At 30.8% G+C, this 13,263-nt stretch carries 13 protein-coding genes and 1 tRNA gene; 4 read left to right on the plus strand and 10 right to left on the minus strand.

Annotated features, from left to right (window positions below; all coding sequences use genetic code 11):
* Nucleotide 1 precedes the first annotated feature (1 nt).
* Genes ACTTA0_RS05925 through ACTTA0_RS05955 form a run of 7 tightly spaced genes read right to left on the minus strand, consistent with a single transcriptional unit; the run spans nucleotide 2 to nucleotide 5,935 of the window.
* Entirely contained in the window at nucleotides 2–679 is a 678-nt protein-coding gene (locus ACTTA0_RS05925; RefSeq protein ID WP_440676422.1) for an ABC transporter permease, read from the minus strand.
* A complete protein-coding gene (locus ACTTA0_RS05930) occupies nucleotides 679–1,371 on the minus strand; it encodes an ABC transporter permease (protein WP_440676423.1) in 693 nt (230 codons plus the stop codon). The genes ACTTA0_RS05925 and ACTTA0_RS05930 overlap by 1 nt, the downstream gene beginning before the upstream one ends.
* A gap of 44 nt (nucleotides 1,372–1,415) precedes the next feature.
* The gene (locus ACTTA0_RS05935; protein WP_440676424.1) at nucleotides 1,416–2,267 is read right to left on the minus strand and encodes a transporter substrate-binding domain-containing protein; all 852 of its coding nucleotides are present in this window, start codon (nucleotides 2,265–2,267) and stop codon (nucleotides 1,416–1,418) included.
* A gap of 56 nt (nucleotides 2,268–2,323) precedes the next feature.
* Nucleotides 2,324–3,364, minus strand: a complete 1,041-nt coding sequence (gene speD / locus ACTTA0_RS05940; protein WP_262589017.1) for an adenosylmethionine decarboxylase — start codon at nucleotides 3,362–3,364, stop codon at nucleotides 2,324–2,326.
* Nucleotides 3,364–3,999 (minus strand): class II aldolase/adducin family protein, encoded by a 636-nt coding sequence (locus ACTTA0_RS05945; RefSeq protein WP_440676425.1) that lies wholly within the window; start codon nucleotides 3,997–3,999, stop codon nucleotides 3,364–3,366. Before ACTTA0_RS05945 ends, speD begins: the two co-directional genes overlap by 1 nt.
* A complete protein-coding gene (gene mtnA / locus ACTTA0_RS05950) occupies nucleotides 3,996–5,066 on the minus strand; it encodes an S-methyl-5-thioribose-1-phosphate isomerase (RefSeq protein ID WP_440676426.1) in 1,071 nt (356 codons plus the stop codon). Before mtnA ends, ACTTA0_RS05945 begins: the two co-directional genes overlap by 4 nt.
* Nucleotides 5,063–5,935, minus strand: a complete 873-nt coding sequence (locus ACTTA0_RS05955) for an S-methyl-5'-thioadenosine phosphorylase (RefSeq protein WP_440676427.1) — start codon at nucleotides 5,933–5,935, stop codon at nucleotides 5,063–5,065. The genes mtnA and ACTTA0_RS05955 overlap by 4 nt, the downstream gene beginning before the upstream one ends.
* A gap of 33 nt (nucleotides 5,936–5,968) precedes the next feature.
* Here ACTTA0_RS05955 and ACTTA0_RS05960 point away from each other — a divergent pair, with 33 nt between their 5' ends.
* The 3 genes from ACTTA0_RS05960 (at nucleotide 5,969) to ACTTA0_RS05970 (ending at nucleotide 9,247) form a co-directional block, all read left to right on the plus strand.
* Entirely contained in the window at nucleotides 5,969–6,496 is a 528-nt protein-coding gene (locus tag ACTTA0_RS05960; RefSeq protein WP_440618283.1) for an adenine phosphoribosyltransferase, read from the plus strand.
* Nucleotides 6,497–6,725: 229 nt separating this feature from the next.
* A complete protein-coding gene (locus ACTTA0_RS05965) occupies nucleotides 6,726–8,156 on the plus strand; it encodes a hypothetical protein (protein WP_440676428.1) in 1,431 nt (476 codons plus the stop codon).
* Nucleotides 8,157–8,473: 317 nt separating this feature from the next.
* Entirely contained in the window at nucleotides 8,474–9,247 is a 774-nt protein-coding gene (locus ACTTA0_RS05970) for a heparin lyase I family protein (RefSeq protein ID WP_440676429.1), read from the plus strand.
* A gap of 25 nt (nucleotides 9,248–9,272) precedes the next feature.
* Here ACTTA0_RS05970 and ACTTA0_RS05975 read toward each other — a convergent pair whose 3' ends face one another.
* Nucleotides 9,273–10,052, minus strand: coding sequence for a hypothetical protein (locus tag ACTTA0_RS05975; RefSeq protein WP_440676430.1), 780 nt, complete (start codon nucleotides 10,050–10,052; stop codon nucleotides 9,273–9,275).
* 147 nt (nucleotides 10,053–10,199) lie between these two features.
* A tRNA-Met gene (locus ACTTA0_RS05980) sits at nucleotides 10,200–10,276 on the minus strand.
* 58 nt (nucleotides 10,277–10,334) lie between these two features.
* On the opposite strand from ACTTA0_RS05980, the gene ACTTA0_RS05985 reads away from it, so the two are divergent.
* Nucleotides 10,335–10,808 carry a DM13 domain-containing protein gene (locus ACTTA0_RS05985; protein WP_440676431.1) on the plus strand — a complete coding sequence of 158 codons (474 nt, stop codon included), beginning with the start codon at nucleotides 10,335–10,337 and terminating at the stop codon, nucleotides 10,806–10,808.
* Between the two features lie 9 nt (nucleotides 10,809–10,817).
* On the opposite strand, the gene ACTTA0_RS05990 is transcribed toward ACTTA0_RS05985, so the two are convergent.
* Entirely contained in the window at nucleotides 10,818–13,262 is a 2,445-nt protein-coding gene (locus ACTTA0_RS05990) for a GcvT family protein (RefSeq protein WP_440676432.1), read from the minus strand.
* Nucleotide 13,263 lies beyond the last annotated feature (1 nt).

Below are 13,263 nucleotides of genomic sequence, written 5' to 3' on the forward strand. Positions count from 1 at the left end.
TTTATTGTTGGAAGCTATATTTTTTTTCTAAATACTTAATCACATTATGAATAACAAAAGTCATAAATAAATAGATTCCACCAGCTACAATAAATACTTCAATAGGTTTAAATGTCGTTGATATGATGTATTTTGCTACACCCGTTAAGTCCATTAGTGTTACGGTGCTTGCTAATGAAGTACCTTTCATCATTAAAATAATTTCATTTCCATATGCAGGAAGTGATTGTCTGATCGCAATAGGTATTTGAATTTTATAAAATATAATTTTATTTGAAATACCTAAACTTTTTCCAGCTTCAATAACTCCAGGTTTTATAGTTTGAAATGCAGATCTTAATATCTCAGACGTGTATGCACCTGTATTTAATGAAAAAGCAATAATTGCGCACCAATAAGGTTCTTTTAAAACAACCCATAAAAATGTTGATCTTAAATATTCAATTTGTCCTAATCCAAAGTAAATTATAAAAATCTGAACTAACAAAGGAGTGCCTCTAAACACATAAGAGTATCCATAAGCAAATTTATTAATAAATATATTTTTGTTTAGTCTTAAAATTGCAAAAAATAATCCAAGAAATAATCCAAAAAATAAAGAAGCTGATAAAAGTTTTAAAGTAATAACAGTTGCTACTAAGAGTTTTGGAAAACTAGTGATCATTAAATCAAAATCCATTAATAACCCCTGCTATATTTCACTTCTAACTTATTAATTAACTTCATACTTATGTAAGTGAGCATTAAATATAAAACTGCTGCAAAAGAGTAAAAAAATAATGGATCTCTTGTAGATCCTGCAGCAATATAAGATTGTCTCATTATTTCAACTAGTCCTGTCACAGATATTAAAGAAGTATCCTTTAAAGTAATTTGCCAAACATTGCTTAAATTTGGAATTGCAAGTCTTAACATTTGAGGAAGAATTATTTTATAAAATTGACCAAATTTGCTTATACCTAAAACTTTTGCAGCCTCGAACTGTCCTTTATCAATCGATTGAATAGCTCCTCTAAAAACTTCTGTTGAGTAAGCTCCTGAAATTATGCCAATAGCAACTGCACCAGTAACAAATGCATTAATCTCTATATATTCGTAATAACCAAATATTGATGCAACATACATGATTGCACCACTCCCACCAAAAAATAATAAATATATTACTAGCAGTTCTGGTACACCTCTAATTACTGTTGTGTAAAAATTACCTACAAAGTTAAGAGTTTTGTATTTTGAAAGTTTAAGAGGAGTAAAAATTAAAGCAAAAAGAAAACCAACTAACATTGCTGTAACAGATACAGCAACAGTCATTAAGGTTGCGTAAAATAGCTCGTCACCCCAACCTGTTTTTCCAAATGCAAGAAGTTCCATATAGACTGGCGACTATATATTATAGTCGCCAAATCCAAAATTAATTACATAGAAGCGTCGAAACCAAAATGTTTAATTGCAAGTTTGCTAATTATTCCTTGTTTTCTAGCTTTGTTAATTGCTTTATTGAAATCTTTTAAGATTTTAGCATCTCTTTTTCCAATAGCGCTATCACTAGCTTGTCTGATTCCAACACCAACTCCATTTCCAAACGCACCGCCTGAAAAAGTTGGTCCAACTAATACAACTGATTTACCCGATTTATCAGCATAGTCTGTAAACGCTACAGCTGCAGCTAATGCAACATCACATCTTCCAGAAGTTAAATCTAAATTAACCTCGTCTTGAGTTTTGTAAGTTCTAACATTCACACTCCCAACATCACCAGACTCTAAAAAGTTTTGGTGAATTGTTCCTGTTTGTGTACATACAGTTTTTCCAGCTAGAGCATCAGTTAGAGTTTTAAGTGCTTTTTTAACACTAGAGCCACCTAAAGATAAATTTATACCTTCTGGTGTATCCATGCCTTCTAAGCTTGAACCTTTCATTACAGCAAGAGATGCAACTTCATCAGCATAACCTTGTGAGAAAGTAATTGTTTTCTTTCTTTCATCAGTGATTGACATACCAGCCATGATTGCATCGAATTTTCTCATTACTAATGCAGGTATCATTCCATCCCAATCCTGTTCAACAATTGTACACTCGTACTTCATAATTTTACAAAGCTCTTGAGCTAGCTCAACCTCAAATCCAATTAAATTGCCCGAAGCATCTTTTGAATTCCATGGAGGATAAGCACCTTCAGTTCCAATTTTAATTTTCTCAGCAGAAACATTTCCGATGATTAAAAAAGAAGCTAGAACTGTTAAAATAGTTTTTTTGAATATATTCATATTTTCTCCTTTAATTGGAATAATTATTTCACAATTTTTAGAAAGAAAAAAGAAAATTAATGATTTATTGATGATGAAAAGTTCCAAGCACAATCAAAACTTGGTATGTAAACTCTAGATAATTTAGCATTACCAAAATTTTGGTTAAAGACATTTAACCAGCTATCAACTTGCTTAGGTTTTTTATCCTGACTACCAACTTGAGCTGTAATCACACCTTTTGGTTTTAATATTCTCACTAAAGAGTCCATATTTTTTGCAGCTAGATCTATGCAAAACTGATCATCATTAAGATCAACAAAAATATGATCGTAAGTATCATCAGCTACTGATTTAATACTTTCAAATGCATCTCCCCAGACACATTTAACTGAATTTTTTTCCGTAGCTTTTTTTCCAATATCACCAAGATGTTTATTACAAACATCTACAACTTCTGGATCTAACTCATACCAATCGATAAAATTAAAATTTTTAGAAATACATTCTCTTGCAACTCCACCATCTCCACCTCCGATGATAGCTGCCCTTTCATTATCTTTGTTTAGATTTAAACCTGAACCAACAAATGTAGAGCTATATAAATGTTCATCTGTTGCAGCAACTTGGATTTCACCATCTATAAATAATGATTTTCCAAACTGCTCAAGATCTAAAATTTCAATATGTTGACCAACTTTAGATTTAAAATCTTCTAAAACATCATTTACAACATAAGATTTTTGTAAACCTGGAGAGCTATAAATGTCATGATATAGTGATTTTGTGTCTCTATTAAATTCTTTTTTAACAATTCTTGTATGTTCAAATTCTTTTTTAATTATATCAATTGCAACTGAAGGACTTACTTTCCCGCAAGTAAAAAAATCAAAACTAATAATTCCTTTTTCAGGAAATGTATGAAAACTAATATGACTTTCTGCTAAAAGAGCTAATATTGTGAAACCTTGTGGTTCAAATTTATATTTAGAAATATTTAATATTGTAACTTTTGCAGCTTTTGCAATTTCATGAATTACTTTTTCATAAATAGAAGGATCGTACTCTTTTGTAGTTCCAATGATATCTAGAGTTATATGCTCTCCAACTTTGGTCATTAGCTATCCTTTTTATAATTTTTAGCTTTGGATAAAACTTTGTTCATTTCTGCTATAGAAAGAATTTTAGGCTTACCCAATTTCAGGCTCGTTATATACTGAAGCGATATATTTTCAACCTCTTCAGCTAACTCAAAAGCTTTTGGTAAATTATCTTCAAATGCAATCTGACCGTGATTTGCAATTAAACAGGCTTTTCTACCTTTTAGAGCTCTTAAAATATTTTTAGATAATTCTCTCGTTCCAAAGGTTGCATATTTTGCACATTTAATGTCATGGCCACCAGCCATTGCAACCATGTAATGAAAAGGAGGTATCCCTTTATTATGAGTAGATACAGCAGTTGCATTTGTTGAATGAGCATGAACAATTGCTTTAGCTTCTTTTTTATTTTTATAAATATCTTGATGAAATTTCCATTCTGAAGAGGGAATACCTTTTTTCTTGTCAAACTTACCGTCTAATGAAACGAAAACTATATCTTTATTTTTTAAAGTTGAGTATTTTTTTCCAGACGGGGTAATTAAAAAACCATTTTTATACCTTACTGAGATATTTCCAGATCTTAAAGCTGATAATTTTTTTGTATTCAACATTTTTGAATATCGAATAATTTCAGAACTTAAATTTTTCATTTAAATAAGTTTTTTAGTCCATCGGTGGAAGCTTTGCATACTCCTCTTTCAGTAATTAATCCACTTACATATTTTGCAGGAGTTACATCAAAAGCTAAATTCATTGCTTTACTTTTTTGTGGGTATATCAAAACTTTCTTAACTTGATTGTTTTCATCAATACCCTCAACATAAGACAATTCCTGAGAATTTCTTTCCTCAATAGGAATGTCTTTTGCATCTTTGATATTCCAATCAATTGTTGAACTTGGAAGTGCAACATAAAAAGGGACTTTGTTATCATGTGCAGCTAAAGCTTTAAGATAAGTTCCAATTTTATTACAAACGTCTCCATTTGATAAGGTTCTATCTGTTCCAACAATACACATATCAACTTCGCCTCTTTGCATTAAAATACCACCAGTATTATCAGCAATAATTGTATTTGGAATTTCTTCCTCATTTAGCTCATATGAAGTTAAATTTGCACCTTGGTTTCTTGGTCTTGTTTCATCTACCCAGACATGAACTGGAATTCCTTTTTTATGAGCATGATAAATTGGTGATGTCGCTGTACCCCAATTGATAGTTGCTAACCAACCTGCATTACAATGAGTTAAAATATTTACTGTACTTTTTTTCTTATTGTAGATTTCTTCAATTATTTTTAATCCATTTATACCTATATTCTCACAAAATTTTTCATCATCATCACAAATTTCTTTAGCTTCTTTTAAAGCAATATCTAAAATTTGGTCGGTATTGATCCCTGATAATTTTTTCATCATACGATCAACTGCCCATTTTAAATTTATGGCAGTAGGTCTTGAGTCAATTAATTCTTCCGAACATTTACTTATAAATTCGCGAGAGTTGTTCTCATGAATAGCCAAAACTATTCCGTAGGCAGCTGTTGCCCCAATTAAAGGAGCGCCTCTAACTTCCATTACCTTGATTGCATTTATTGCATCTTTAATTGATTTAAGATCTTTTATTATAAATTGATGTGGAAGTTTTGTTTGATCAATTATTTTTACTATTTTATCTTCATACCATATTGTTCGGTATTCTTTTCCTTGAATTCTCATTTACTCAAAACCCTACCCGCAACCGTTTTTAACCTGTCTATTGTTTTTTGGGTTCGTTTTTCTGGGGCAGTAATAATGGCTACATCTAAGCAATTATTAGTTGGATCGTTTGGATCTATATGACTTTCGAAATTATCAATCAAATTTTTAATCATTACTTTTGCTTTTTCAGCATTTCCTAACAAAACTTTAATCACTTGTTGAACATCAACGTTTTCATGATCTGGGTGCCAACAATCAAAATCTGTAACCATTGAAACTGATGCATACCTAATTTCTGCCTCTCTTGCGAGTTTTGCTTCAGGCATATTGGTCATACCAATTACATCTGCTTTCCAAGATCTGTATAAATTAGATTCTGCCAATGTAGAAAATTGTGGACCTTCCATAACAACATAAGTTCCATTTCTTTGATATTCTATATTGGATTTTTTAATCGCATCTTCACAAGCATTCATTAATCCATTAGATGTAGGATGTGCCATAGATACATGAGCAACGATTTCATCATCAAAAAAAGATTTTACTCTTGCAAAAGTTCTATCAATAAATTGATCAACAATAACAAATTTTCCAGGTGGCAATTCTTCTTTCAGAGATCCTACGGCTGAAACTGAAACAATATCAGTAACACCTAACTGTTTTAACGCATCGATATTTGCTCTAAAATTTATATTAGAAGGAGAAACAAAATGCCCTCTTCCATGTCTTGGCAAAAAATAAACTTCTTTATTATTATAATTGGTTTTTAATATTTGATCAGATGGTTTACCCCAAGGTGTATCAATTTGTAATAATTCTCTGTCAGTAAATTCTTCAACATCATAAAGACCACTTCCACCAATTATTGCTAATTTATTTGTTGTCATAATTTAAAATATATTTATTTATAATTGAGTATTATGAATTTAAAAGATCATATTAGATCAATTCCTGATTATCCTAAAAAAGGTATTCTATTTAGGGATATAACCACTCTAATTAAAAACGAGGAAGCTTTTGCTGAAACAATTAATCAAATTATTGAAAGATCTAAAAAATACAAAATTGATAAAATTGCTGCAATAGAATCAAGAGGTTTCGTATTTGCCTCTGCTGTTTCTTATATACTTAAAAAACCTTTTATAATGTTGAGAAAAAAAAATAAATTACCTGCTGAAGTACATTCAGTAGATTTTGAATTAGAGTATGGCACTGCAACTATTGAGGTTCATAAAGACTCTATTTTAAAAGATGAATCTGTTTTAATAATTGATGACTTAATTGCAACAGGTGGTACCGCAGAAGCTGCCGCTAAATTGGTTGAAATGTGTGATGCAAAAGTAGCTGCATTTGTTTTTGTTATTAATTTATTTGATTTAGGTGGATCAGATAACTTAGTTAATAAAAACTATAAAGTTGAAAATTTAATTGAATTTCCAGGTCATTAAATGGTAGCGGGAAGTGGGATCGAACCACTGACCTCGGGCTTATGAGTCTATCGCCATGAACCCTGCTCACTCACTCTAAAGCAATTACTCCTGTAAATGCTCTCTTTCCTTTCTAGTGATATTGAATCAAATTAAAGAATCTTAGTCAAGAACCAATGTCATTGGAGCACTATTGGAGCAGGATTTTCAGTGATTAGACTCGTAAAATAAAGTTTGCTAATATTTAATAATGAAAAAACTCATACTTATTATTTTTAGCTTAGTATTTTTGTCCAGCAACGTGTTTGCAAATGATAGAAATCTTAAAAAGTTTAATGAATGGTTGTTGCAAAATAACTTCACAGAATATTTAGAAATAAATGAACATTATGAAGAATGTAGAAACTGCTCATTAGAAGCATTACCACGTTGCTGGGAAGAAAGTGGAAAACCTAAAAAGCAATGTGTTATTGATGGTGATCAAGGTCTTGGTGAGTATGGATTTAAGTGGGAAGAACAATCAAAATATAAAAATAATCTTAAAATAAAGTTTTACGATAACAGATCAGAAATACCCGAAAAGGTAAAACCTAATTATGATACTTTGTTGTATTATTATTGGATGTATACCAAGAGTAATTGGAACAATAACTCAGTTTACAGTAATATTAAAGCATCTGAAAAACCATATGAATTTAAATTTGACTTAAGAAATGACAAAATAGTCAAAAAACAAATGCAGAAAACTGCTTTATTAAGTTATCTACTTTATGAAGATGGGAAAATTGTTGTAGACGAAATAAGTCCCAAAGATAAATTTGGAAGAGTTTTTACAAATGAAACTAAATTTCATTCTCAATCAGTTGGAAAAAGTCTTGTGTCTTATATTTTAGGACACGCTATATGCAAAGGTTATGTAGAGAGTATTGATGCACAACTAAATGACTGGCCTTTAATTGAGAATAGTCTTTATTATAATCAAAAAATTATTGATATTATTAATATGGCAGCTGGAGATAAAGAATATTTTTCTAAAAGAGATAGTGCAAATAGATACAAAAAAACTGACCGTTCAGTTACAAATACAACTATAAAAAAAGCGATTGAAAATGAATTTAAAAATTCAAAAAAATCATCAAACAAATATAGCTATAATAATTTCTTACCTCATTTGATTATGAATTATATAATTTTTAAAGCTGGTGATGAAAATTATCAGCAGTTAATGAATGAGATATTCAGAGAAAAAATTGGAATAGAGCATGAAGTTAATTTTGTTGAACCAGAAACCTCAGAACCAAGTGATAGATCAACCACTAGTACCTTTTTGGCTAGCAGATACGATTATATGAGAATTGCAAAAACAATGTTGGATGATTGGAAAAATGATACTTGTGAAGGAAAATTTTTAAAATCGATTTATGAGAGAAAAATAAATAAAAATTTTGATTACCGTGATAAAAAGCACGCCTTTACTAACACAAAATCTTACGGTGGTTTTTTTCATCTAGATCCTTCTGGTATGAAAAATAGACCAGTATTTATAATGGATGGATATGGTGGACAAACTTTAACAATTGATTTTGATAGAGGAAGAATAGTTACTACTTTAGCTATTCATAGAGATTTTAACTGGATGAAAATAGCTCACTCAGTTATCAAAAAAGGGAAAAAAAAATAGCTTAAGGAACTATCCAATTAAGGATGTTTCATTTAAAGAACCAATGTCATTGGAGCACTATTGGAGCAAAATGATACCGATCGTCTAGAATGGTAGCGGGAAGTGGGATCGAACCACTGACCTCGGGCTTATGAGTCTATCGCCATGAACCCTGCTCTACTCAACTAGAACAATTACTCCTGTAAATGCTCTCTTTCCTTTCTAGTGCTATTGAATCAAATTAAAGAATCTTAGTCAAGAACCAATGTCATTGACGCATATATGGAGTATGAATTGCAGTGATTAGACTCTATAATTAGGATTTGTTAATATTAAATATGAAGAAAGTTTTAGCTATCGTGGTTGTGAGTTTAATGTTGATTGGGAACGCATTTTCATTCGGATTACCAAAAGATGTAGGGTCAGGGAACTCGTATACAAAAAGTCTTGGAAGTGGCTTTAAAAAACATGGTGTTAGAATTGTTAAAAAAGAAGATGGTTTTCCAGTTAGGGCTGGAGAAAAATCTGTAAGATTTGAAGTCAGATTTGGAGATTGTGGAAAAGACAAACCTCCAGGAAAGTGGAGTGATTGCAAAAAAGATCGGCAAAGACACGAATTGAGTGGCAAAAAATTCAAAGGTGAAAAATGGACAGCCTTTTCAATTTATCTTCCAAAAGATTTTAAAAGTGTAGATCCTGTAAAATTAGCAATGGGACAGTTCCATCAAAAAGGTGGTTCACCAAATTTAATGTTTCAATTTAACAATTATGGATTTTGGGCAGATAGACAGAGAGGTTTCATGACTATAGAACAAAAATTAATTCTTCCATATGGAGACATGATAGGGAAATGGAATGATATTTTAATACATGGAAATTTTACAAAAAAGGAAGACGGTTTTTTTAAAATTTGGGTAAACAATAAATTAAAATACGAATACAGTGGTAGAACTACATCAGGAAAACCAAGTTATTTTAAATTTGGAATATACCAAACTTATGTCAGTAGGTATTCTCTTTATGAAGAAAGAACTTACCCAACTCAAATTGTTTATTTTGATGAAATTAGACATGGAAATTCACGAGAAAAAGTTGTGAAAGACTTATATTGAATATTAACTAAAAGTGATTAATTTTTTAAATATTCTTTTCAATAAATTTTATAATGGCATCAGCTAATTCTTTTCGACTATCTTCAAACATATGGTTTTTGCCAGTTCCACATTTACTATCTTTACTTAAATTTCCTGACTCTATTAATATAAATGCGGTAATTCCTAGATTTATTTCTTTTAATTTATTTTGTAATTTTTGAGCTGTTTTGTGATGTGAGTTATCACAAACATCTTTTATATGATGGAATATTCCAATAGGTAAATTTAGATCTTTAATTTTTTTTAACGGAACTTTAAGAGTATTATTTTTGACTGAACCGACTGCAGTTCCTGTAAGGATAATACCTGATATTAATTTTGAATTATTTGAAGAAGCAGCCAAATAAGCCATAGTCCTTGCAGCGCCAAAGCTTTGTCCTCCAAGCCAAATTGGTTTTTTGTATTTATCACTATAAAATTTTATAATACTTTTAATCCTATCTGCTTGATCGGGCTTGTATGCTGCTGGAGCATATCCATCAGATCTCCTTTGACTACCAGAACTAATATTATAAGGATTATACATGACTACAATATCATATTTCCCCTCTACTTCAGATAATGGGTCAGTGCTAAAAAATTGACCTGTTCCACCTGACAACCAAACAATTATAGGTTTATCACTTTTTTCTTCCGCTTCAATAAATCTAGTAAGTGTTAAATCAAATTTTTTATCGCATTTTGGTTCATTGCACGGAACTATTTCTGAAAAACTAAAATTTGGTTTAAGTATTATTAAAAATATTAATAATAACTTTTTCATTTTCCTAGATTAACAAAACTAAATACGTCCTACAACAATCTGAAACTAATAGTTGAAACTATGAATATGCATGCAATTAAAGAATCTTGGTCAAGAACTAATATCATTGACGCATATATGGAGCAAAATGATATCAATCGTCTAGAATGGTAGCGGGAAGTGGGATCGAACCACTGACCTCGGGCTTATGAGTCCCGCGCTCTAACCAACTGAGCTACCCCGCCATAAAGTGAGAGATTTATACTACATTTATTAACTCTTTCAACTATAAGTAAATTTCCTATGAAAAAAAAAATTACTTTTCTATTTATCAGCCACTTTTTCTTTTTAATAATCGGCTTTGGTTTAGGTGTTTATTTTCTACCAATTTTAACCGCACCAGAATCAATCGAAATAAGTAAAATTAATGAGTATGAAAATAAATCTCAATATCAAACTGAGTTTGTAAGAGATTTAAGAGGCAGTGATCCATTTCACTGGGGAGAAGCAAAAGTTACAATCTCAAAAAAAAAAATTACAGTTAATGGCTCAATTTCACCTGGACCTGATTACAAACTTTATCTAACAAATGAATTTACACAACATGAAGATGAATTTTTACCAATTAAAGATGCAGCCAAATATGTTGCAGAGGTCAAAAGTTTTGAAAATTTTGTTGTTGATGTTCCTTCAAATGTAGATGTAAATAAATTCAATACCGTAGTTATTTGGTGTGAAAGTTTCAGTGAATTTATAACTGCAGCTAAATACCAATAATTTTTTTAATTAACTATTTTTAAAATTAGTTTGCTTTAATGGTTTAAAGATAATTTCAGCAGGATATTTAATTTTCTCTATTTCTATTGAAATGTTTCCATTTAGAAGCTCGTCATCTGAATAGTCATTATTTATATAACCAAATGCAAGATTTTTTTTGAAGTTAAAAGAATAATTACCCGATGTAGTTCTTCCAACTATTTTATTATCAAAATAGATTGGTTCATCGTGAAGTAGAAGGGGTTTTCCTGGTTCGTTATTTTTAAGGACAAACATAGCAAACTTCCTATCAATTTTTTTATCTTTTATTTTTTCCAATGCCTCTCTTCCAATAAAATTAAATTCTTTCTTGTAACTAATTGTAAAGTTAAGACCCGCTTGATATTGATTTTCTTCAGGTGAAATATCATGACCCCAATGTAAAAAACCACTTTCCATTCTCATTGTATCTAATGCATGCATTCCACAATTAGATAAATTATATTTTTTTCCTTTTTCTATTAATTTCTCATATATATTTTTAGACTCAGAATTTTTAACATAAAGCTCATAACCTAACTCTCCAACGTAAGATAATCTTTGAGTCCATATTTTAGTTCCGTCAATTTCTATATATTTTGAATTAGCAAACTTAAAGTTTTCATTACTAAAATCATCTGAACTTAAATCTTGCATTAACAACCTACTCTTTGGACCAAATATTCCAAACACACAATAATCATCAGTAATATCAGTTAACTCTCCACCTTCTGATAAATGCTTTTTAATATGAAATTTATCTCTTTCTCTTGTTGCTGCAGAACTAATAATTCTAAAATGATTTTGATCTATACAAACTACTGTAAGATCTGTCTCTATTCCTCCATCTTTATTGAGCATATGAGTATAAGTACATTTTCCAGGTTCCTGTTTTATATTTGATGTGCAAATTCTCTGAAGATCTTTATGTGCTTTCTCGGATTTAATTTCAAATTTAGAGAAAGGAGACAAATCATATAGACCAACATTTGTTAGTGTGTTGTTAGTTTCGTATTCAACTGATGGGTACCAATTTTGATAGTTATAACTGTATTCATACTCAGCTTTTTCTCCATCTAAAGCAAACCACATTGGTCTTTCGTATCCAGCAGAAACTCCAAAGCATGCACCAAAACTTTTTAATTCATCATGGTATGGTAGTTTTTTTATATTTCTAGATGTTTTGTGTTGTTTGTAAGGCCAATGCATTCCATACAAATCCCCAAGTGACTCGGTAATACGATCTTTAATAAAACCTAATTCAGAATGAAACTTCTGAAATCTTTTTATATCATAATTAAAAATGTCTTCGTTGATATGACCGTTCATTAACCATTCGGCAGTTACTTTTCCTACTCCACCTCCACTACCAATACCTATGCTATTCAACCCACAGCTAACAAATAAATTTTTAACCTCAGGAACTTCACCCAATAAAGAATTGGTATCAGGCGTAAAAGATTCTGGTCCTGAAAAAAACTTTCTAATTCCAGCTTGCTCTAAAACTGGAAATCGCTTCATGGATTTTTCTAAATATGGTTCAAAGTGATCAAAATTTTCTGGAAATTCACCAAATGAAAAATCTTCTGGAACTTTATTAGTATCTTTAAATGCTGGGATTGATTTACCTTCAAATATTCCAATTAAAAGTTTTCCAGCATCTTCTTTAATGTATGTGCTGCTATCAAAATCTCTTATCACAGGTAATGTGGGTGAAAGATTTTCAATTGGTTCTGTAATTACATAAAAATGTTCTGCAGGATACAAAGGAACGCTTACTCCTATTTTTTCTCCAATTTGTCTAGACCACATACCTGTTGCAAGAACCACATACTCACATTCAATATCTTGCCCATTAACCCTAACACCACTTACTCTACCATTTTTAGTTAAAATTGTTTCAACAGGAGAATTTTCAAAAATTTTTGCTCCACCTAATCTTGCACCTTTTGCTAACATGTGTGTAACACCACTTGGATCAGCTGCACCATCACCAGGCATTAACACTCCGCCTTTTAAATCTTCTGTGTACATGATTGGATAATTTTTCTTAATTTGATCTTTATCTAAAATCTTAATATCAACATCATACAATTGAGCCGTAGTTGCTTGTCTTTGAAGCTCTTGCCATCTAGCATCTGTTTGAGCAATAGATAAGGCTCCATTAATTCTTAAACCTGCGGAGTGATCAACTTCTTTTTCTAATTTTTTATAAAGATCTAAAGTATATTTTCTAATTTTTGTAACAGCTGCTGTAGGTCCTAATTGACTAACTAATCCTGCTGCATGCCAAGTTGTACCTGATGTTAATTGATCTCTTTCTAAAAGAACAACATCTTTCCAACCAAATTTTGTTAAGTGATAAGCAACAGAGCAACCAATAACTCCACCCCCAACAACAACTACCTTTGTGCTAGAAGGATACTTTTTTTCCATT

Origin of the sequence: Candidatus Pelagibacter sp. HIMB1593 (assembly GCF_052047755.1) — a bacterium.
In the GTDB taxonomy this organism is placed as follows: Bacteria; Pseudomonadota; Alphaproteobacteria; order Pelagibacterales; family Pelagibacteraceae; genus Pelagibacter.

Coding starts and splice junctions, on each gene's coding strand:
- ACTTA0_RS05925 (WP_440676422.1), bottom strand. CDS start 679: ATGGATTTTGATTTAATGATCACTAGTTTTCCAAAACTCTTAGTAGCA.
- ACTTA0_RS05930 (WP_440676423.1), bottom strand. CDS start 1,371: ATGGAACTTCTTGCATTTGGAAAAACAGGTTGGGGTGACGAGCTATTT.
- ACTTA0_RS05935 (WP_440676424.1), bottom strand. CDS start 2,267: ATGAATATATTCAAAAAAACTATTTTAACAGTTCTAGCTTCTTTTTTA.
- speD (WP_262589017.1), bottom strand. CDS start 3,364: ATGACCAAAGTTGGAGAGCATATAACTCTAGATATCATTGGAACTACA.
- ACTTA0_RS05945 (WP_440676425.1), bottom strand. CDS start 3,999: ATGAAAAATTTAAGTTCTGAAATTATTCGATATTCAAAAATGTTGAAT.
- mtnA (WP_440676426.1), bottom strand. CDS start 5,066: ATGAGAATTCAAGGAAAAGAATACCGAACAATATGGTATGAAGATAAA.
- ACTTA0_RS05955 (WP_440676427.1), bottom strand. CDS start 5,935: ATGACAACAAATAAATTAGCAATAATTGGTGGAAGTGGTCTTTATGAT.
- ACTTA0_RS05960 (WP_440618283.1), top strand. CDS start 5,969: ATGAATTTAAAAGATCATATTAGATCAATTCCTGATTATCCTAAAAAA.
- ACTTA0_RS05965 (WP_440676428.1), top strand. CDS start 6,726: ATGAAAAAACTCATACTTATTATTTTTAGCTTAGTATTTTTGTCCAGC.
- ACTTA0_RS05970 (WP_440676429.1), top strand. CDS start 8,474: ATGAAGAAAGTTTTAGCTATCGTGGTTGTGAGTTTAATGTTGATTGGG.
- ACTTA0_RS05975 (WP_440676430.1), bottom strand. CDS start 10,052: ATGAAAAAGTTATTATTAATATTTTTAATAATACTTAAACCAAATTTT.
- ACTTA0_RS05985 (WP_440676431.1), top strand. CDS start 10,335: ATGAAAAAAAAAATTACTTTTCTATTTATCAGCCACTTTTTCTTTTTA.
- ACTTA0_RS05990 (WP_440676432.1), bottom strand. CDS start 13,262: ATGGAAAAAAAGTATCCTTCTAGCACAAAGGTAGTTGTTGTTGGGGGT.